16 protein-coding genes are annotated in these 18,933 nt (G+C 49.6%); 7 read left to right on the top strand and 9 right to left on the bottom strand.

The features are described 5' to 3' along the window. Positions 1-67: 67 nt before the first annotated feature. Positions 68-1,144: a glycosyltransferase gene (locus L693_RS0113190; protein WP_025717658.1), complete on the bottom strand. Its 1,077-nt coding sequence runs from the start codon at positions 1,142-1,144 to the stop codon at positions 68-70. Positions 1,145-1,494: 350 nt separating this feature from the next. Here L693_RS0113190 and L693_RS0113185 point away from each other — a divergent pair, with 350 nt between their 5' ends. The 3 genes from L693_RS0113185 to L693_RS0113175 all read left to right on the top strand — a co-directional run bounded on the left by L693_RS0113185 (position 1,495) and on the right by L693_RS0113175 (position 5,779). Beyond that, positions 1,495-4,308, top strand: coding sequence for a bifunctional glycosyltransferase/class I SAM-dependent methyltransferase (locus L693_RS0113185; protein ID WP_025717657.1), 2,814 nt, complete (start codon positions 1,495-1,497; stop codon positions 4,306-4,308). A gap of 22 nt (positions 4,309-4,330) precedes the next feature. Continuing rightward, on the top strand, positions 4,331-4,993 hold the full coding sequence (locus L693_RS0113180) for a class I SAM-dependent methyltransferase (protein WP_025717656.1): 663 nt from the start codon (positions 4,331-4,333) through the stop codon (positions 4,991-4,993). Between the two features lie 84 nt (positions 4,994-5,077). Further along, the gene (locus tag L693_RS0113175; protein ID WP_025717655.1) at positions 5,078-5,779 is read left to right on the top strand and encodes an HAD family hydrolase; all 702 of its coding nucleotides are present in this window, start codon (positions 5,078-5,080) and stop codon (positions 5,777-5,779) included. 124 nt (positions 5,780-5,903) lie between these two features. On the opposite strand, the gene L693_RS0113170 is transcribed toward L693_RS0113175, so the two are convergent. The 6 genes from L693_RS0113170 to L693_RS0113145 are packed head-to-tail and all read right to left on the bottom strand — an operon-like array spanning position 5,904 to position 12,654. Continuing rightward, positions 5,904-7,082 carry a YheC/YheD family endospore coat-associated protein gene (locus L693_RS0113170; RefSeq protein ID WP_025717654.1) on the bottom strand — a complete coding sequence of 393 codons (1,179 nt, stop codon included), beginning with the start codon at positions 7,080-7,082 and terminating at the stop codon, positions 5,904-5,906. Next, positions 7,064-7,579, bottom strand: a complete 516-nt coding sequence (locus L693_RS0113165; RefSeq protein ID WP_025717653.1) for a GNAT family N-acetyltransferase — start codon at positions 7,577-7,579, stop codon at positions 7,064-7,066. The genes L693_RS0113170 and L693_RS0113165 overlap by 19 nt, the downstream gene beginning before the upstream one ends. 20 nt (positions 7,580-7,599) lie before the next feature. Then, on the bottom strand, positions 7,600-8,706 hold the full coding sequence (locus L693_RS0113160; RefSeq protein ID WP_025717652.1) for a YheC/YheD family endospore coat-associated protein: 1,107 nt from the start codon (positions 8,704-8,706) through the stop codon (positions 7,600-7,602). Beyond that, positions 8,703-10,073 (bottom strand): YheC/YheD family endospore coat-associated protein, encoded by a 1,371-nt coding sequence (locus tag L693_RS0113155; RefSeq protein ID WP_025717651.1) that lies wholly within the window; start codon positions 10,071-10,073, stop codon positions 8,703-8,705. The genes L693_RS0113160 and L693_RS0113155 overlap by 4 nt, the downstream gene beginning before the upstream one ends. A 12-nt stretch (positions 10,074-10,085) precedes the next feature. After that, positions 10,086-11,240: a YheC/YheD family endospore coat-associated protein gene (locus L693_RS0113150; RefSeq protein WP_025717650.1), complete on the bottom strand. Its 1,155-nt coding sequence runs from the start codon at positions 11,238-11,240 to the stop codon at positions 10,086-10,088. Positions 11,241-11,283: 43 nt separating this feature from the next. Continuing rightward, positions 11,284-12,654, bottom strand: a complete 1,371-nt coding sequence (locus L693_RS0113145) for a YheC/YheD family endospore coat-associated protein (RefSeq protein WP_025717649.1) — start codon at positions 12,652-12,654, stop codon at positions 11,284-11,286. 161 nt (positions 12,655-12,815) lie between these two features. Between L693_RS0113145 and L693_RS0113140 the strand changes: the two genes are divergently transcribed. The 3 genes from L693_RS0113140 to L693_RS0113130 all read left to right on the top strand — a co-directional run bounded on the left by L693_RS0113140 (position 12,816) and on the right by L693_RS0113130 (position 15,052). Further along, a complete protein-coding gene (locus L693_RS0113140; protein WP_025717648.1) occupies positions 12,816-13,160 on the top strand; it encodes a YlbF family regulator in 345 nt (114 codons plus the stop codon). A 72-nt stretch (positions 13,161-13,232) separates the two neighbouring features. Further along, on the top strand, positions 13,233-13,517 hold the full coding sequence (locus L693_RS0113135) for a hypothetical protein (protein ID WP_025717647.1): 285 nt from the start codon (positions 13,233-13,235) through the stop codon (positions 13,515-13,517). 200 nt (positions 13,518-13,717) lie between these two features. Next, positions 13,718-15,052 (top strand): DRTGG domain-containing protein, encoded by a 1,335-nt coding sequence (locus L693_RS0113130; RefSeq protein ID WP_025717646.1) that lies wholly within the window; start codon positions 13,718-13,720, stop codon positions 15,050-15,052. Between the two features lie 44 nt (positions 15,053-15,096). On the opposite strand, the gene L693_RS0113125 is transcribed toward L693_RS0113130, so the two are convergent. Together L693_RS0113125 and L693_RS0113120 are read right to left on the bottom strand one after the other, a co-directional pair. Next, entirely contained in the window at positions 15,097-15,594 is a 498-nt protein-coding gene (locus L693_RS0113125) for a hypothetical protein (protein WP_025717645.1), read from the bottom strand. Positions 15,595-15,606: 12 nt separating this feature from the next. Further along, a complete protein-coding gene (locus tag L693_RS0113120; RefSeq protein WP_013309582.1) occupies positions 15,607-15,936 on the bottom strand; it encodes a YtrH family sporulation protein in 330 nt (109 codons plus the stop codon). Positions 15,937-16,072: 136 nt separating this feature from the next. On the opposite strand from L693_RS0113120, the gene L693_RS0113110 reads away from it, so the two are divergent. Continuing rightward, positions 16,073-18,933, top strand: a 2,861-nt coding sequence (locus tag L693_RS0113110) for a DNA polymerase III subunit alpha (RefSeq protein WP_025717644.1), incomplete at its 3' end; no start/stop codon positions are given.

Genomic DNA, 18,933 nt, shown 5'->3' with positions numbered 1-18,933 from the left:
GCAGGTGGCCTTTTTCCTTTAACTGGAATGAATTTAAGAGAGACAACTTCCCAAGTGTTCGTCTTCCTCATCCCTGTTGTTCCAGCTTCGCAAAATATTGCTCGTTATATAAAACACTCGGATGAGTAGGATGATGTAACTGGGCCATGCGATGATGTAATTTTGCCTTTTCAATGTCTCCGATTCGGTCATAACACAGGCATAATTGCAAGTGCGGCAGCCAGGTGTGGTACGACGAATTGGTTAAGGCCATTGCATCTTGTGGAGGCTCAATCAGGGTAGCCTGCCTGAACCAATAAATGGCTTGTTCATACTGCTCGTCTTCAATGAGCAAATTGCCAAAGGCACAGCAGAACTGGGCGCGCGGTGCATCGAGGTTAAGTGTGCGAAGCAGCGCCGTCCGCTGCTCCTGCTTTTGGTCTTGGCGACCGTAGCAATCCGCAAGCTTAAAGCAAGCAGCAATCCGGTCCTCAATCCATCCCTGATTCAGCCCCAGATAGTGCTCATATTGCTGGATGGCTTCTATCGTCCGTCCGTTGTCATACAGTTCATTAGCAAAGTAATAGTGATCTCGTTCAGAAAATACGGTGCCCTGTTCCCGGTGCTTAAGGTATATGTGCAAATTACGGTCATTATAGGCGCGTGTTTTTTTGTGGGTCACCGCTATATTGCTGTGAAAGATGCTGCCCGTCACATTCAGGAATTCGTGTACAAAACCGATCCATCTGAATTGACGATCCCGGCGCACAATCCGGTTTCTTTTCAGCTTATGCAGTGGCTGTCCCTGTTCATCTACGGATAACACATAATCCATCGTAATGCTGTCATAGGAGAGGGTTCCTTGTTTTTTCCAGTTAAGAAAGGATATCCGGTCTTTTTCTTCCAATATGTCGTCAGCATCCAGCCAAAATTGATAATCCTGTGTGGCTTGATCAAACGCATAGTTGCGGGCTGCGGAAAAATCATCACACCATGCAAAAGGGTATATCCGTGCGTTGAACGATGCAGCCACCTCCTGAGTGTGGTCGGTAGATCCCGTATCGACGATAATGATTTCATCTACCAGATCATGGACCGATTTCAGACAGGTGTGAAGCGCTTCTTCTTCATTTTTGACAATCATACATAAACTGACAGTTACCATGCTCTTTGTCCCTCCCCAAAAAACTTGGTATACCCCCTATTTTATTGGGATAGCTCGCTCATTATGTAACAATTTCATAGAACGTGGAAGGTATGCGATGATCATAAATTCATCCTCGCACTAATAAATTAGAAGATCAAAGTCTGATGCAGGGAGGGGGGCATGGATAGACCATTCATTTCACTCTGTAAGGGTTGTATTTTTGTACTGATGTCATTTCATTGATATTTCCAGGTGAAAGTCCATTCATATCACGCTCACTCCCTTATCGCTTGATCGTAATTATGGTATGCGCTAGGACATGGAGGGAAACGGATAATGAGGCTTCCGCCTGATGGAGGCGTTGAATTATGCGTATACTAATCGGAAGTCCGATCCATCAGAAGCCCGAAACTTTGATTTTGTTTCTTCAAGCATTGGAGCGACTGGACGCTCCTGACGTACTGCCGGATTATTTGTTTGTTGATGATAATGACAATCCAATCTCAAGCCAGTGGCTTGTTGATTTTGCCAATCGGCTGCCAGGACGGGTTTTGCCCTTGTTGAAAGGCTTGCAGCAAGTAGAGAACCGCAGCGATGAGCTCACTCACTATTGGCCGCCTGCTCTCGTCTGGAAAGTGGCTGGCTTTAAAAATCGTCTCATTGACTACGCGCTGCAGCATCATTATGACGCGCTATTTTTGGTTGATTCAGACCTGGTTCTTCATTCCCGTACCTTGTGCAGGCTGGTAGAGACGGAGAAGGATATCGTATCCGAGATTTTCTGGACACGTTGGCAGCCGAATGGGACGCTGTTGCCTCAGGTATGGCTTAGTGACGAATATAATCTGTTTCAGCGTGAAGAAGGCGAGGTATTATCGGCAGAGGAACAAGCGCATCGCGAGTTGCATTTTATACACCAGTTGCATGTCCCGGGCTTGTATGAAGTAGGCGGTCTGGGAGCTTGCACCTTAATTCGCAGACGGGCGCTGGAAGCGGGTGTTCACTTTGGCAAAATTAAAAACGTTTCCTTTTGGGGGGAAGATCGGCATTTTTGTATCCGGGCGGCTGCGTATGGATTTCCACTTTTTGTAGATACGTACTATCCGGCGATGCATCTGTACCGGGAAGCGGATCGGATCAAGGCAGAGCAACTGCTATCGACCTTAAATTATTTTACTTCGAGTGCAAGTACGGATCATCCGTATTATTTAAATCATGCAGAACACCCGGATACTCCTGACTATTCTCTGTCCTACAATCGTTCCACTCCATCAAGTGCTCCTAAATTCTCTGAACCTCCCGTTATACCAGATCATCTCCGTGAGTCTGCTGTCTTTGCCAAGTACACTGCGGATTCTTTTGCTGTGCCACAAGCATTTTCCGGACCACGTCAAAGTGAGCTTCATACACCCGCTGCCTCCAAGCCCAAGCTGACGCTGAGCATGACGGTATACAATGAGGCGGATTGCAAGCTCGCAGATGTGTTACGAAGTCATCGTGAATACATTGATGAAGCAGTCATTATTGATGATGGCAGTCATGATGGTAGCGGTGAATTGTGCCGGGAGCTGCTGAAGGGAATTCCACTGCGTTTGGTCCGTAATGAAACAGCTTCCTTTACTAATGAAGTCGAACTGCGAAAGCAGCAGTGGAGAGAGACTGTGGCATCCTCCCCGGAATGGATTTTGAATATGGATGCTGACGAAATGTTCGAATCCCGATTTGCTCAAGGAGTACATTCTTTGTTGGCAGGAACGAAAGCCGATACGATTTGCTTCAGGCTGTATGATATGTGGTCTTCCACACATTATCGTGATGATGACTATTGGCAGGCCCATCGGTACTACCGCCCTTTTCTAATTCGATACAAGGAAGAGTTCTCCTATAAATGGAAGGAGCAAGCCCTGCACTGCGGAAGATTTCCTGATAATGTGCTTGATCTTCCCAGCGAGATTAGCAATTATCGCATCCAGCATTGGGGATGGTATACACCTGCTATTCGCGCAGCTAAATTTGAACGGTACCAGCTGCTGGACCCGAATGCTCGTTATGGCTGGAAAGAGCAATATGAATCGATCTTGGACGCGAATCCCCGACTTACGCTCTGGGTAGATCAAGACAACAAAATTGTAGGGGACGAACCCGCCTCTGAACAGGAAGATATCGAACACGAAATCATCACGGAAGTTGCCAAGGTTGCCAGTGTTGAAGCTGTTACCGATCCCGAACCAGAAATCAAGGATGAAATAAAGGACGTATTTTATGGGAAGGGAAAAGGAGCAGAGCTGGGTATGAAGTGCAAATTGTGCGGTTCATCCGACACGGGTGTTTTCCATCGCTATGAACGTTTTACATTAATGGGATGCGGCTCCTGTGGATTGGTTTTCCGCAATGATGTGGATCGTATACAGCCTGAGGAGTTGATCGCAGAGATTTATAATGTCAATTGGGTTGCCATGCGTGATAGTGCTGCAGCTTCAACCTACGGGGATCATGCCCTTTTTGGGCTCATGCTGCTGGAAATGTTCAGTCCTGGTAAAGGGAGATTGCTTGAGATCGGATCGGGTACCGGGGAATTTATCCATGCTGCCCTTCAAAGTGGATGGAATGCTGTGGGGATTGAGCCTTCTATTGACTCACGTGCCTATGCCAAAGACAAATATGATGTAGACTTGATACCAGGCTACTGGAACGGTGAAATCGAAGAAGATGCTCAAACCCAGGAAATCAATGAAGCGCAAAATAATGAGGAAGATACTGATTTATCCTTGAGTCACCAATACGAGGCCGTTGCATGCTGGCATGTGCTGGAGCACATTGCCGACCCGATTGCATTTTTGACGGATTTACGCGAACAGCTTCAACCTGACGGGACGTTATATATGACAGTGCCCAACAAAAACTCGTTTACCAATGAGGCTTACGGCGCTTATTCACCTTTATTCACGGAGGAAGATCATTTGTATCATTATTCGGAGCATACGCTGACACTGCTGCTGGCCAAGTCCGGCCTGCGTCCGATTGCGATGTTCACCCGTCAGCTTTCTTCCGGCTTGGATGACTTGCTACAAGCCCATCCCTTGTACGGTGAGCTTGATCTTACGGAACGAATGGGGCTGCTGGCCAAACTTCAAGGCGAGAAACGGGGTCATGAGCTGTGCTGTGTGGCAAAAGCAATCTGAGCTTTCGAGAGGAGGCTGATCCATGAACACTGCTGATCCGTATTTCTCCCGTTTTTTTGTATATTCTGATCCTAACTCCTCCAGCCTAATCTATAGGCTACCCCAAACCTGGTGGAGCCGTCCCTATGAGTATGAATGGTGTCTGCAATTTATGTCTGGGCAGGATACGGTGCTGGACGCTGCATGTGGTATCCCGCATCCATTCAAATTTGAGCTGGCTCGGCGCTGCACTCAGGTTTATGCTTGCGATCTGGATATACGGATTATTTCCGTGGATGCCATTTTGGCCGAGGTACGGCGGGATATCGGAGAGGAGGCCGCCGAGCGTATTCAGGAAATTTTACCGGTTCGCCTCCAGTCCGCACATGCCAATCTGACGGCTCTGCCCTATGAGAATGCCAGTTTTGATAAAATTGTATGTATTTCGGTGCTGGAGCATTTAGCACCTGATGAATCGTTGGTAGCCTTGCGTGAATTTCATCGAACTTTACGGGATGACGGGATGCTTTTGTTGACGTTTGATTACCCTACGGTTGACCTTGCGGCGATGGAGCAGTGGATAGAGCAGGCGGGATTTTCGTATTGGAGCGGTGCTGATCTCAAGCTTCCACCTGATGCTTTACACACGAGTATGTGGGGTGGTTTGCATTGTTTTAGGACTGTTTTAAAAAAACATAAGAGCTAACGGTATGCGCAATGAGGTTTACACAAGCCTCTCTTATTGCTTATCATGAGAGGGGGTGAAGTTGTAAACCTACATAGGAAAGGAATGACTGATAACTACATGAACAATGCACCTGTGTTGAAGAAACCTGAGGCTATGGTATTTGATATGGATGGTACACTTTTTCAAACGGAGACGCTGCTGCTTCCTGCGTACCACAAGCTGTTTGATACGCTGCGCGCCGAAGGGCTTTATGAAGGAGAGACTCCTCCCGAGGAGCTTATTTTGAATAGTTTGGGCATGCTGCTGGATGAAATCTGGAGAAGAGTAATGCCAGAGGCCAGTGAGGCAGCCCACAGAAGAGCGGACGAGTTGCTGCTTCAACTGGAGCTAGAGGGATTGAAGAACGGAAGTCATGCGCTGTATCCACATGTAAAAGAAACACTCCAGGCCCTTCATGAGCAGGGCGTCCGATTGTTTGTAGCAAGTAACGGGCTGGAGGATTATGTAAAGGGAATCGCCGCCGCTTATGAAATGGTTCCCATTTTTGAAGGATTGTACAGCGCCGGGGAATACAGTACGCTTTCCAAAGTGAATTTACTGGAAATTCTGTTGAGCAAGCATGATATTTCGAACGTATGGATGGTTGGTGACCGTTCCTCTGATGTGGAAGCGGGTAAAAAGAACGGACAGACGGTTATCGGCTGCGCTTATGCCGGATTTGGCGTAAACGACGAGTTGAAGGGTTCGGATGCGATTATTACGGATTTCACGCAGCTGCTTACGCTTTATAAAAATGCTGAGTAATGATGCACCAGAGATTACTGGTTCACAGATTACTGCTTCTAGATACGCCTGACGCGTCATATATATAAGACACAACACATGCAAGCGAGGTCGGGCAGATAATAAAGAAAGGAAGGCAACCACTTTACGCGGAGCCTTCCTTTGCCTTATTCTCTGTTTTATTTTCGGTTTTATCTTCTGTTTTTTGATCCGTCTGGGGCGGTGGATTAATCTGTGTATTGTAGACCCACAAGGCGTATTCCATAGGCTTGGCGATGGAACGGCGATAGGTCTCTTTTTCACCAATACGTGAAAATACCTCGCGAGCTGGCTTGGGATTGACCTCCAGCACGTAAATATGACCGTCCTTGTTGATTGCCAAATCAAGCGCAAGCTCACACAATGCCCCGTAGCTTTCCTCTAGATAAGCAGCAATATCCAGTCCAAGCTTTTCCCCCTGCTTGATGATTTTCTCTCTATGGTCTTCATCCTGAATCCATTGCGACAGCAGTTGTTTCATTGGTACTGCTCTGCCTCCACCATGGAGGTTGGAAGTAACACTTCGATGTGCCCCGATTCGTCCGGCGCATCCAGTGACTTCCCATACCCCTTGGCTGTTTTTCTGTACCAGCATGCGATAATCATGGACCCTGCCATTCGGCAGCTGTACAGGAATGCCTTCCTGAACGATGTAGTTATCCATGTTCCATCTGCTTAAACGCGGCTCGAGACGGTCCAGACGCACCCGTTGCTGGGGAATAATATGACGCTTGTGATTGCGGCCCTCAATCAGATACAGGCCCCCTTGCCTGTTAACAGGCTCAATGCGTAAAATACCACGGCCCCCCGTACCGTTAATCGGCTTGAGATACACCAGTGAATTCTGTTTGAGCATCCGCTTTATACTATGAAATCCATCGAATAGCTCGGTTGAAGGCAGATGGGGGCGAAAGGCAGCCTTCCTTGCAAGCTGCTGATGAATGGCCCATTTATTGCTCAACGGTCGGTTCAAATAGACAAGGTCTGTATATTGCAATCGAAACTGCTTCAATTGAAGGTACCGCTCACTGCGCTGCACCCGGCAGCGGTCGAAAATCATGTCCGGGAATTCCCGCCATTTTCGGGTCCATCTGCCGCTGTGTGGATCATAGATTTGGGCAAGAAGCAGCCTGCGATCCTTATGCACATCTGCTGGAGTGAATACATACGTATCCAGTCCAAGTCTTTTCCCTTCTGCAATCATGCGCTCATAGATGTCGCGCTCCTCCAATTGCTTCTTGTTGTTCAAATACAAGGTCATGATGCCTAGGACAGGTTTTGGCACAGCATTCCACCTTCCTCTGCCGTCTGCTCATCTTGGGATAGCTCCCCGCGAAATATCAGCGTGGGTTTTCCGGTCGGTCCAGTCGTCATTTCATGCGCAACAAGTCCTGCGCGAAAACAGGTTTTGAGACTGGCTATATTGTCGGCGGCTACGCTGCATGTAAGGCGGTGCAGCTGTTTGAGCTGGGCGGACAGCAGTCTAGCACCCAGTCTGCGGCCCCGGTAAAGCGGACGAACGATCACGATGCACGCATCCTTACCGTAATTCAGAACGAGGGAAAAGCCTGCAATCCGCAGGCCCTTCTCTGTGCGCACATAAGCGCACAGGAGGGAAGAGCCTGGATTGTTCAATTGCTCCGGCGTCAGAACGGCCAACTGCCGCAGGGCATTGCGAGTAATGCGCATGCCGCCTGAACTGCGGGCCAGAAACAGCAACTGTCGTCGCCTCAGCAGCCAGCTCCGGGTGGGCAATTGTTGAACATCACTAATTTGCGGCATGATTCCACTTCCTTGATTCATTATTTCATTCGTCCAGCCAAAAAGGAGCTGTACTGGAATATGCGTCTAAGCGATTTTTGACGGATTTCCGGCTCGTCGAATTTCATCGGTTTGGCATTAGCTTCAAAAAACCAGAGAGTACCATTCGTATCTACTCCCAGATCCATAGACATTTCGCCGTGGGAGAGGCCAGACGCGCGTTCAATTTGACGTGCAATCTGAATGGCCGTGCTTTTAATTTTGTTCAGCAAATCTGTGCTGTCGTCAGACCCAAACAGGGAGGAAAGGAGCTTGAACGGGTCCTCTACACTTCCACCACGCGGGACATGCGTCGTAATGCTCCCTTTACCTGCCAACCTGGCGCCGACCCCGGTAATGCTCCACGAGCCGCGGACATTTTTTTGTACCAGAATACGCAGGTCGAAGGGCTTTTTCTGATAGGTTGCCAGATCAATCCCCTGCTGAATGATATAAGGTGAGTTACCTGCTTCCCGACGAATACGTCCCCACAGCCGGGACAGCGACACAGATCTGTAGGTTACGCTTTTTTTATCGTGCTGAATGGTTAGCCTGTAGGCCATTAGATGCTCCGGCCGGAATTTAAGAATCATAATTCCCTTTCCGGCCTTGCCATTCTCCGGCTTGAGATACAGGTATGGAAACGCAGACAGCATCTTCCCCAAGGAAGGCAGGTTGCTTAACCTTTTGGTTGCCGGAACAAACTGACGTGTAGATTCCGAGGTGCGAAGCCATTTGAACAGTTCCCACTTGTTAAAAAAGCCCGGATTGTACAGCTCAATCCCAGAGGTTTGTGTAATTTCCTCCAGTTTAGTGCGGACAGAGGTTTTGAGTTCATAATTACGGTTTGGGATGCGATTATAAATGACCTGTGGAAGCGGAAAATTTTGTTCCTCCCAAATCTGTGAGTTTTTGTTGAAGATATAGCCTTTGACCGTTTCAGCTCCCAGCTTTAGATCCCTGACGGTAACGATGTACACCTGATAGCCCATTCGTGTTCCCGTTTCAAGGATATCCCTAAAGTTACGCTGATTTCCCTTGAAGAATTGCCCATCGTCGTGCACGGTCAATACAGCAACGACCGGCTTTTGCTCCGCCCGGGTATTCATAGTTCCTCTTTTCTGCGGAATTTACTGAGGTAAAGACAGTGGTCCAAAATATGCTCCACGGATGCTTTACCCTCCGCACGCAACGATGGATGTTGAAAAATGGATCGACCGGGCTTGGAGTTGGCTTCAAACATCCATACCTTTTCCTGCTGATCAATACCCAGATCGAAGCCGATTTCACCCAGTAGATGCTGATGGTGGTTCTCAATGGCTTCTGCGAGCGTAATGGCTACATTTTTGGCACGTTGAAGTACCTCGCCCGCCCGATCTCCAAATACCCGGCCCAGTGCTTGCTCCGGTGTCATCAGGGAGCCACCGTTTTTAATATGAGTCGTGACACTGCCACGTCCGGCTTTTTTGGCTCCAATTCCGACGACGACCCATTGGTTGTTGCCGTCCTTGTGCATGTGAAACCGGAAATCAATCGGGCAACTGTCAATCTCGATCAGCTGAATTCCCTGTTGGATGACGTAGCCTTTTAACGTTTGGCCCTGATTGGATTGAAGCATACGGAGCATAGAGTTAAAAGAGTTGAAGCGCAGTAATACGTTGCTATTTTTTTTGCGATACCTCACAAAATAGCCTTGCTTGGGAACATGGGAAAGCCGGTAGATTCCTTTGCCGAGACTGCCTCCACTTGGCTTGTAATAAGCAAATTGATGACGCTCCAGCATGCCTCGGATTCGTTCAGAGCTGGGATTCGTATACGATTCAGGGACATAGCGGTTGACTTCCGGATTACTTTCCAGCAGATAATAGATATCTGTTTTATTGAAAAAGCTCCAGTTAAAGAAGGGAATTCGTTTGCGGGAAAACCGCTCGCGCAGCTGATTGATCGCCGGGGAAAAATCAGAGCGACGACTCGGCAAACGATTATAAATCACATCCGGCAAAGGTACGATTTTACGTGTAAACTCCCCGCTGGATGAGAGGAAATAACCATTAATCGTATCATTTTGCCAGTTGATATCCCGCGGGGTGAAGACGAAAATATAAGATTTCTTGCTGCCTTCCTTCAGCAGCTGCTTAATAAAGCCTGTGCGTGATCCGAAAGGGCGGGTGGTGGAGTTGGTACCGTCAGACAATACTCCAATCAACGGACCCAGCTGTATATCACCGTCCAGATTGCGCAAATAGATAGACCCGCTTTTGGGAACACGGATTGCATTACGCAAGCCGGAGGTCAGGTATAGATGACGCCCAGCCTTCTGAATCGGTTTCACTGTTGCGGGAATCTGATCCTTACCGAGCCGCAGACGAATGGACTTGGCTCCGGATAATTTAAGGCTTTTCAACAAGGCAGTGGATATATAAGCCACCTTGTCGGGCTGCTGTGAGAAATGCACATTGCAATGCGTTAAACTCATCTGTTTATCCTCCTATACCGTGTGTTCAAGGGAGGCGCCCGCGCCTTGTAGCCCCGTCGTTTTGGATTGGGTTATTAAATATCGGGCATACTCGAGCGGGCGGTTGATTGACCGGAAAGCGCACTTTGGCTGACGGATCTGAAAAAAGGAAGCCCGACCAGGCCGGGAATTAACCTCCAATAGCCAAATGTTCCCGTCCCGATCAATACCATAATCAATCCCCAGCTCGCCAAGGCGACCGTATCGTTCCTCCAGCGCCCCGGTAATGGTCAGGGACAGCTTCATCATCTGTCCGATGATGTGACGTGTGCTGTCCGCGCCAAATTGTTTACGAAGGTAAGGCTCTGCCGGATGCGCTTCGCCTCCGCCGTGCAGATTGGAGGTCAGCGTTCCTCTCCTGCCTTCTCTTACGGCAAAGCCCGTCAGGCACCAACAGCCGTGGCCGTCCTTTTGCATGAGTGCACGAATATCAAAGGGCCGGCCGCTTTGACTCGTTAATTTCAAATAAGGCTGCACGATGTAAGCGCGTTTGTCTGTAATTCCGTTGATCCATGACAAGCCTGCATCCAGTTCGGAAAACAAACGCCGGAACGGTCGGTTTCGGGAGTTTCTGCCTTGTATGAGCAGTCCCCGATCTCCTTCCGCCAGGCGGAGATACAGTGTCCCCTTGCCGTGTGTTCCGGCCTGAGGCTTCATAAACAGCCCCGAATGGCGTCGTAGCCACTCCACAAGCTGGGCCGTGTCCCGGTAAGGTGCCGTAGGCGGCACAAAGGGACGCACTTCATCTACCTTGTGCAGAGCGCGGTACACCTGCCATTTGCCAGGCAGGTTGCGCGACCAGTAGAGGAGCTTGCGCGATTTCAGCTCCGCCATTTCTTCCAATGTGTGTCCGACATTCTGGCTTTCATGGACATGGAGACAGCGGTTATACACAATATCCGGCAGGGGAAAGCGACCGGATGTCCACACTCCGTCATGATAAGCATAACCTCGTATGGAATGCTTTTCAGGTGAGACTCCTTCGGCGGTAAACGCCATTACGCTGAGACCAGAGCGCCTGCCCAATACACTCAGCCTGCGACAAAAATCGGCTTCGCTAATGGGGGGGATGGCGGCCTGATTTCGGCTAACGAGCACGCCCAGCGTGCCTGGCAAGACAAGAGACACCGACAACAGCTCCTTTGGCAGCCGGACCCAGAAAGAGAGGGATTCATTTGAAACCGGCTGAATAACGGCAGTATTCAATCATTTTTTTCACGGACGGACGGGTTTTCTGATCATTTAATGGTGTATTGTCATTCTTCGACGGCTTGGAGTTGACTTCCAGCAGCCAGATGTGTCCCGTGCTGTCAATGGCCAGATCAATGCCAAATTCCGCGAAATGGGCGGGAATCGCCTTCTCAACTCCGCTTGCGATGTTCAGTGCTGCTGTTTTGAGAGAGAGGAGGCCATTCGATTTGATGGCCGCGGGCAGCGTCGTTTTAGCCAGCGCTTCTTTGACCGTACTCAGCGTGCCGCCACGCGCCAGATTGGATACAAAGTGGCTACCTCCGGCAATCCGGGCGACAATGGATGTCACCGTCCAGGTCCCGGTTGCATTCTTCTGCACGAGCGCACGGAAGTCTACCGGACGCTTACCGTGATCAATCAGGGTAAGTCCCTGCTGGAGCTGAAAGCGTGTTGTTTTCATTTTTCCTGCCAGGCTTTTGTACAGTTTGTCGACATTGGCATACGTTTTCTTTCGGGGTGCACCCGCTGTCGTGGATAGTACGGAAAAGGTACCGTCCGTTTGCTTGCTAATGCGCATGATGCCTTTGCCCAGGCTCCCGCGAACCGGTTTAAGAAAAACAGTGGGATGCTGGTTACACATTTTTTTGAATACGGCAAAGGTTTGCAGCAGGTGAGACTCGGGTAAATACTTGCGCAGGGAAGAATTAGATTTAAGCGCATCAAACACTTCATTCTTATCCAAGAACTTTTCATTGAAAATAGTCGTACCGTACTGCGATTTTACTTCTTTCATGAAATGCTGTACGCTAGTTCTGTTCTCGAGTTTACGGGAGGTAAGCCGGTTATTGACGACATCGCCGGCGGGCATGACCGTCTTTTTCCAGCTTCCGTCGTACACCCATCCCTGAACCCGACCGGGCTGGCTTCCGATATGCTCCGGGGTGAAAAAATACACATATGCTCCTTGTCTACGACATTCCCCGACCAGTTCATGGCAGAACAGGGTGATCGACCCGAAAGGCTTATCAGGCTGTTCGGGATAGTCCCGGCTGACCAGCACGCTGATAAGTGGGCCCACTCGAAGTGTCCGGCGGCCTCGGCTGTAGGTTACTCGCAGTTGACAATTGGAATGAATCCCCATTTTACGGGCCAGCACGCTTCCTACGCGTAGGCCGCTGTAGCGGGGTACCGAAATGACGGTAACCTCTTGGCGGAACGAACCGAAGGCGAGCTGAACGGGGTGGCCTGCGGATATTTTCCATTTGCGAAGCAAGGACTCGCCGACCATGAGTACGTCATCCTGCAAGATGCCCGATCCGATGATTTGAATCGTTGTTTTTTTGATGGACATCGTGGATCTCCTTCCGGGCAGCAACTTGATGTCTTGAAGTAACGGGAAACGTAAATGGGCTTTAATAGCACTGATTCATCATATGAGGACATATATCCCTTGGTGATTGACGGACAATGTGAAATGTTGACACTATACTTGTACTGGAGGAATGAACAATCATGAATATCTATGACAAAGCACATGATTTAGCAAAAGCATTGAAGGAAAGCAAAGAGGTAGAGGAAATTACGGCAGCGATGAAGCTGATTGAAACCGATCCGGAAGCCAAACAAATGCTGGACGATTTCCGTCAGCGCCAAATGGAAGTTCAGCAGCGGATGATGAGCGGAGATATGCCGGCACAGGAAGAGATGGAAAAGATGGAAAAGCTGTTCGAGGTCCTTAGTCTGAACCTCAACATCCGTCGTCTATTCGACGCCGAGCGCCGCCTGAGCGTAATCATTGAGGACGTCAACAAAATTATTTCAGATAGCCTTCAGCATTTGTACGGTTCTTCTATGTAAGTTTGTTTCATATTCCTTCCTGTCCTCTCATAGACTAGATACATAGAGTCACAGGGAGAGGAAGGGATACGATTGGGTTCTCTTAAAAAATGGAAACACGGTTTGTACACACTGATTGCGTTGGCTATGGTGTTTGTTGCGGTGCCGCGCATCTCACTTGCAGGCGGTTTGAACTGGGTCAACGGCTTTGGTATCGTGTGGGTACTTTTTGCGTTGCTTGTCATCGGCGCGAACCTGCATTTTTTGCTGGGTGTAGATGAGGAAAAGCGTAAAACGCTGGAGCGTGTGCGGCGGGCCAAAATGCAACAGTGGCAAATGAAGTGGGATAATAAAACCGACAAAGGCAGCATGCTGTGAGCCTTTCACTATGATTTGTCCTGAGCTTGCTCCAATGCTACACATGAAGCACAGTTAAGAAGCGGTCCCTTGTAAAAAAGGGATCGCTTTTTGCTATTTCCGAGGTACGATATCGAAATGAACAAAGGTCTAAAATAAAGGGATTTTGTGCTATAATAGATACAGAATGATACAGATTGAACGTTGGGGGTGTAACAGAGTTGAACGGGCTAGATGAAGCAGTTACGAAGCATGAGCAGCTATTGCGTCATATCGAGCAGTTGAAAATAGGCTCCAAAATTTCCGTACGCAGGTTGGCTAAAGAGATGAGCGTCAGTGAAGGAACGGCTTATCGGGCCGTAAAGGAAGCTGAAAATCTAGGAATTGTCATTACCAAGGAACGAATTGGAACGGTACGGGTGGAAAAGCGTCCACGCGGTTTGTCCGAGCAGCTGACCTTTACAGATGTCGTGAATATCGTGGAAGGACATGTGCTGGGTGGAAGCGAGGGGCTGGAGAAGCCTTTGCATAAATATGTCATCGGGGCGATGCGCGAAGAGGCCATGGCCCGTTATATTGACGCAGGCAGTTTGCTGATCGTAGGTAACCGGGAGGATGCACATTCTCTTGCACTGGAGCAAGGAGCAGGCGTGCTGATTACAGGGGGATTTGGTACGAGTCGGGAGGTCAAGCAGCTGGCCGACCAGATCAGCCTGCCGATTATTTCCTCGCGCCACGATACCTTTACCGTGGCTTCCATGATTAATAGAGCGATATTCGACCGTTTGATCAAAAAGAAAATTATGCTGATTGAAGATATAGCGGCAGGCAAACCCAAGACGCTGACATTGAAAATCAACAGCACGCTCACCGAATTTGAAGAGCTTTCGAAGACGACAGGGCATCATCATTTTGCCATCGTGGATGAATGGAATCGTTTAATAGGCATCGTCAGCCGCAAAGATGTGGAGGGGCTCCTGCCCGAGCATACGATGGACAAATGCCTGATCCGTAATCCGGTAACGGTCACCTATCAGACTTCGCTGGCCTCAGCCGCGCAGATGATGGCATGGGAAGGTGTGGATTATTTACCAGTTGTGGACCGTAACCGCAAGCTGCTAGGGTCTGTTACACGACGTGAGGTGCTGGATGCGCTGCGCAATGCCCAAAAGCAGCCACAACTTGGCGAGACGTTCGATCAGTTGATTTGGAACGGGTTTGCCGAGGAGCGTAATGAGGACGGATCGTTGATTTTTCGTGGCTTTATCATTCCGCAGATGGCCACCAATTTGGGTACGATCTCGGAAGGCGTGCTGGTCAACGTCATGACACAAGCGGGTTATCGAGCGGCTAGAGACATGAGCGGCAAGGATTATGTGCTTGATAATTTGACGACTTATTTTATCCGACCAGTACAGATTGAGGATGCAGTCGTCCTGCGTCCGTTGCTGCTCGAGATGAGCCGTCGTACCTGCAAGCTGGAAATTGCAATATCACGGGAAAATCATTTGGTATGCAAAGCGGTAATGACGCTTCAATCCATTGAACACGGATAAACGCCAATGGATTGGAGCGAGGGGGGGGGACAGAAAAGAACGGCTCAGTGACTCTCGGGAAGCTTTTCCTTCGCCTCCAGCCAAATTTGCAGCACACCTTCCATTACAAGCATCGTTTTGACCTGGATTGTATACTCCTTGTCACGAACGGTGTATTTTTTTTGATGCAGCAGCATGCGTACCAGCTTGCTGTCGGAGTCAATCTCGAACATATCTCTGCCGCGCAGCACCTCCAAATCTCGAATGACACGGCGAAGTAGCTCCTTCAGGTTAATAGAGTCAATTTTTTCAGCCGACGTTTCCTCCGCGGTTAGCTTGATTTCTTTGATAACGGTTTGGCGTTTACTATATTTGCGCAGTGTTTTGTTGTCCTCCTGAGCTTGCTGGAGCTGGAATTGAAGATCCTGATTGTTTTTCCACAGCTCGTTGAAGCTGGCGTGCCAGATGGCATTATAGACCATTCCTCCGGTAATCATTCCGAGTACAAAGACGGAGGATAATTGCATAAAAGGACGTAGACGCTCAAAGGGGGGGACTCTCATGGTCGTTTCACCTCACGGCCGTCCGTTGCCACAAACCCATTTGACCAGCTCTGCACCCATGTGAGCGCCTAAAAAGGCGAAGATCAAATACAGAATTTGCTTAATGGCAGGTGACAAATTGCCATCCAACATATTGCTCTCAATGACCCGGATCGGGTCCATCGTTCCTCCCACAGCAGCGGCAAGTGCCCAAATTTTAATCCTCCCGGCAACCTCCAGCATCGTCTGGGTGGGTGGCTGAAGCGATACCACAGCTCCCATTCCGCCGAGCATAGCCCCCCCGAGCACGATGCCGAAGGCGATGAAGAAGTCGAGTATCGCTTTGGATATAAAAGTGCTCATGCTCTTTTCCTCCTGAGTGTGCGCATCAGGTCCGCGCTTGTCCGCCCGGGTCTGTACTTTTATTGTATGGGCGCTACTAACGCGGATATGATAAAATAGTTTGAAGAAAAACAAGCGGTGAAAGGAAGAGAAGCGCATGAGTTCATTTGTGCATTTGCATGTTCACAGCGAGTATAGTCTACTGGACGGCGCGGCTCGTACCGCGGAGTTGGTCAAACAGGCTTCAGCTTATGGAATGAAGGCGCTTGCCCTTACAGATCATGGGGTCATGTACGGCGCTATTCCTTTTTATAGAGCGTGTGTGGAAAACGGCATTAAGCCGATTATCGGGTGTGAGGCCTATATAACGGCAGGATCGCGCAAGGAGCGCGGTAGTCGAAAGGACCAGCCCATATATCATTTAATTTTGCTCGCCAAAAATAAAACAGGCTATCAAAATCTGATGAAGCTGTGCTCCATTGGCCATTTGGAGGGCTTTCACTACAAGCCGCGTATCGACATGGAAGCGCTGGCTGCCCATCATGAAGGCATCATATGCCTGAGCGCGTGCTTGGGCGGTGAAGTACCGCAGCATTTGCTGCATGGCCGGGAAGCCGAGGCAAGGCGGGCGGCAGAACGCTACCGGAGCATCTTTGGTGATGATTTTTATCTGGAGCTTCAGGATCATGGTCTTTCCGAGCAAAAGCGTGTAAATCCCCTTTTGATTGCGCTGGCAAAGGAATCAGGTATCCCACTGGTGGCGACGAATGACGTGCATTATCTGACTGAGCCGGATGCGGACGTCCAGGACGTTCTGATCTGTATTGGGACAGGCAAGACGGTTGACGACGAGGAACGTTTGCGTATACCGACACGTCAGCTGTATCTGAAAAGCCAGGAGGATATGGCCCGTTTGTTTCCGCATGTGGCCGAAGCCATCGCCAATACGGTGCGTATTGCTGAACAATGCGAGCTGGAACTGGAATTCGGTCAATCCATTTTACCTGAATATCGCCCGCTGCCGGAAGGCATGAACTCTTCTTCCTATTTGCGCAGTCTGTGCGAGCAGGGGCTGGAGCGTCGATATGGAGGCGATCCCGTATGGGAGCAGCCAGAAGAGCGGGAAAGGCTGGACCAACGGCTGAACTATGAATTGAATACGATTGACAGCATGGGCTTCAGCGATTATTTCCTGATCGTATGGGATTTTATCGCTTTCGCTCATAAGCATAAGATTGCAACGGGACCAGGGCGGGGGTCGTCAGCAGGCAGCTTGGTTGCCTATGTGCTGAACATCACGAATGTCGATCCGATGAAATACAACCTGCTCTTTGAACGGTTTTTGAACCCCGAACGCATCAGCATGCCGGATATAGATATTGATTTTAGTGACGAACGACGCGACGAGGTTATCGACTATGTCGTACAAAAGTACGGAAATGAGCATGTGGCGCAAATTATTACCTTTGGAACGCTGGCTGCAAGGGCCGCAGTCCGTGACGTCGGGCGTGTACTGAACGTGCCGTATGGCGAGGTAGACAAGGCGGCCAAGCTGATTCCGGCACAGCTCGGAATGAATATCCGTCATGCGCTGGAAATTACTCCGGAGCTGAAGGCGCTGTATGAAACAAAGCCCAAGACGCGTGAGCTGCTGGATATGGCGATCAAAGTAGAAGGGATGCCACGTCATGCCTCAACCCATGCGGCGGGTGTCGTTATTTCGCGGACTCCATTGACCGATGCGGTTCCACTTCAGGAGGGGAGCGAGGGGGTCCCCCTGACGCAATACTCGATGGAAAATCTGGAGCGAATCGGTTTGCTCAAAATGGATTTCCTTGGACTGCGTACGCTCTCCATTATTGAACGGTGTATGCGCTGGATTGCGGAAGAGCATGGAGAGACGCCTGATTTTAACCGAATCTCTGATAATGACCCGCATACCTATGACTTGCTGGGCAGAGGGGATACAGGCGGTGTATTCCAGCTGGAGTCGGCCGGGATACGCCGGGTGCTTAAGGATTTGAAGCCAAGTGTCTTTGAGGATATCATCTCTGTAGTGGCTTTGTATCGCCCGGGCCCCATGGGCTTTATTCCTAACTTTATACAGGCCAAGCATGGACAGATCGAAATTACGTACCCGCATCCTGATCTTGAACCGATCTTGAAGGACACGTACGGCATTATTGTGTATCAGGAACAAATCATGCAGATTGCTTCCCGCATGGCGGGCTTTTCCCTGGGAGAAGCTGATCTGCTGCGCCGCGCCGTGTCCAAGAAAAAGCGCGAAGTGCTGGATTTGGAGCGCGGTCATTTTGTGGAAGGCAGTATCAGGCAGGGTTACACAGAGGAGGAAGCCGGAAGGGTTTATGATATGATTGTCCGTTTTGCCGACTACGGCTTCCCGCGTGCCCATGCAGCTGCTTACGGCGTGCTGGCATTTCAGACGGCTTACCTCAAGGCCCACTATCCGGTACAATTCATGGCTTCCATGCTGACAGCCGTGATGGGAAGTCATCGGAAAGTGGCGGAATATGTCGTTGAATGCCGCCGTATGAATATAGCGGTGCTGCCGCCTGATGTGAACGAAAGCGGGGTGCTATTCACTCCCTTAGTGGAGGGTAACATCCGCTTCGGATTGGCCGCCATTAAAAATGTCGGCACACAGGCGATGGAAAGTATTCTCGCTGTTCGCAAGGAACGGCCATTTGACAGCCTGCTCGATTTTTGTCGACGTGTGGATCTGCGGGTGTGCAATAAGAGAGTTATTGAATCGCTCATTCAGGCAGGGGCCTTTGACTCGCTGACAGGTCACCGGGCACAGCTGCTTGCCATGCTGGATGAAACCGTAGACGCAGCCGTCAAATGGCGTAAGGAACGTGATGACCTGCAAATTGATATGTTTGGTTTTGTGGAAATGCCCAATTGGGATATCGAATATCCTGATGTACCGAGGTTCAGTGCCAGCCAGCAGTTGGAACTGGAACGTGAACTGCTGGGACTGTATTTGTCGGGCCATCC

This window comes from Paenibacillus sp. 1-18, assembly GCF_000520755.1.
GTDB lineage: Bacteria > Bacillota > Bacilli > Paenibacillales > Paenibacillaceae > Paenibacillus > Paenibacillus brasilensis.
This window is presented reverse-complemented; position numbering and strand designations above follow the sequence as displayed.

Bases quoted from the DNA above. Each gene is read 5' to 3' on its own strand.
- L693_RS0113185 (WP_025717657.1), top strand. From the start codon at position 1,495: ATGCGTATACTAATCGGAAGTCCGATCCATCAGAAGCCCGAAACTTTG.
- L693_RS0113180 (WP_025717656.1), top strand. From the start codon at position 4,331: ATGAACACTGCTGATCCGTATTTCTCCCGTTTTTTTGTATATTCTGAT.
- L693_RS0113190 (WP_025717658.1), bottom strand. From the start codon at position 1,144: ATGGTAACTGTCAGTTTATGTATGATTGTCAAAAATGAAGAAGAAGCG.
- L693_RS0113160 (WP_025717652.1), bottom strand. From the start codon at position 8,706: ATGAATACCCGGGCGGAGCAAAAGCCGGTCGTTGCTGTATTGACCGTG.
- L693_RS0113140 (WP_025717648.1), top strand. From the start codon at position 12,816: ATGAATATCTATGACAAAGCACATGATTTAGCAAAAGCATTGAAGGAA.
- L693_RS0113155 (WP_025717651.1), bottom strand. From the start codon at position 10,073: ATGAGTTTAACGCATTGCAATGTGCATTTCTCACAGCAGCCCGACAAG.
- L693_RS0113125 (WP_025717645.1), bottom strand. From the start codon at position 15,594: ATGAGAGTCCCCCCCTTTGAGCGTCTACGTCCTTTTATGCAATTATCC.
- L693_RS0113145 (WP_025717649.1), bottom strand. From the start codon at position 12,654: ATGTCCATCAAAAAAACAACGATTCAAATCATCGGATCGGGCATCTTG.
- L693_RS0113165 (WP_025717653.1), bottom strand. From the start codon at position 7,579: ATGCCGCAAATTAGTGATGTTCAACAATTGCCCACCCGGAGCTGGCTG.
- L693_RS0113175 (WP_025717655.1), top strand. From the start codon at position 5,078: ATGACTGATAACTACATGAACAATGCACCTGTGTTGAAGAAACCTGAG.
- L693_RS0113120 (WP_013309582.1), bottom strand. From the start codon at position 15,936: ATGAGCACTTTTATATCCAAAGCGATACTCGACTTCTTCATCGCCTTC.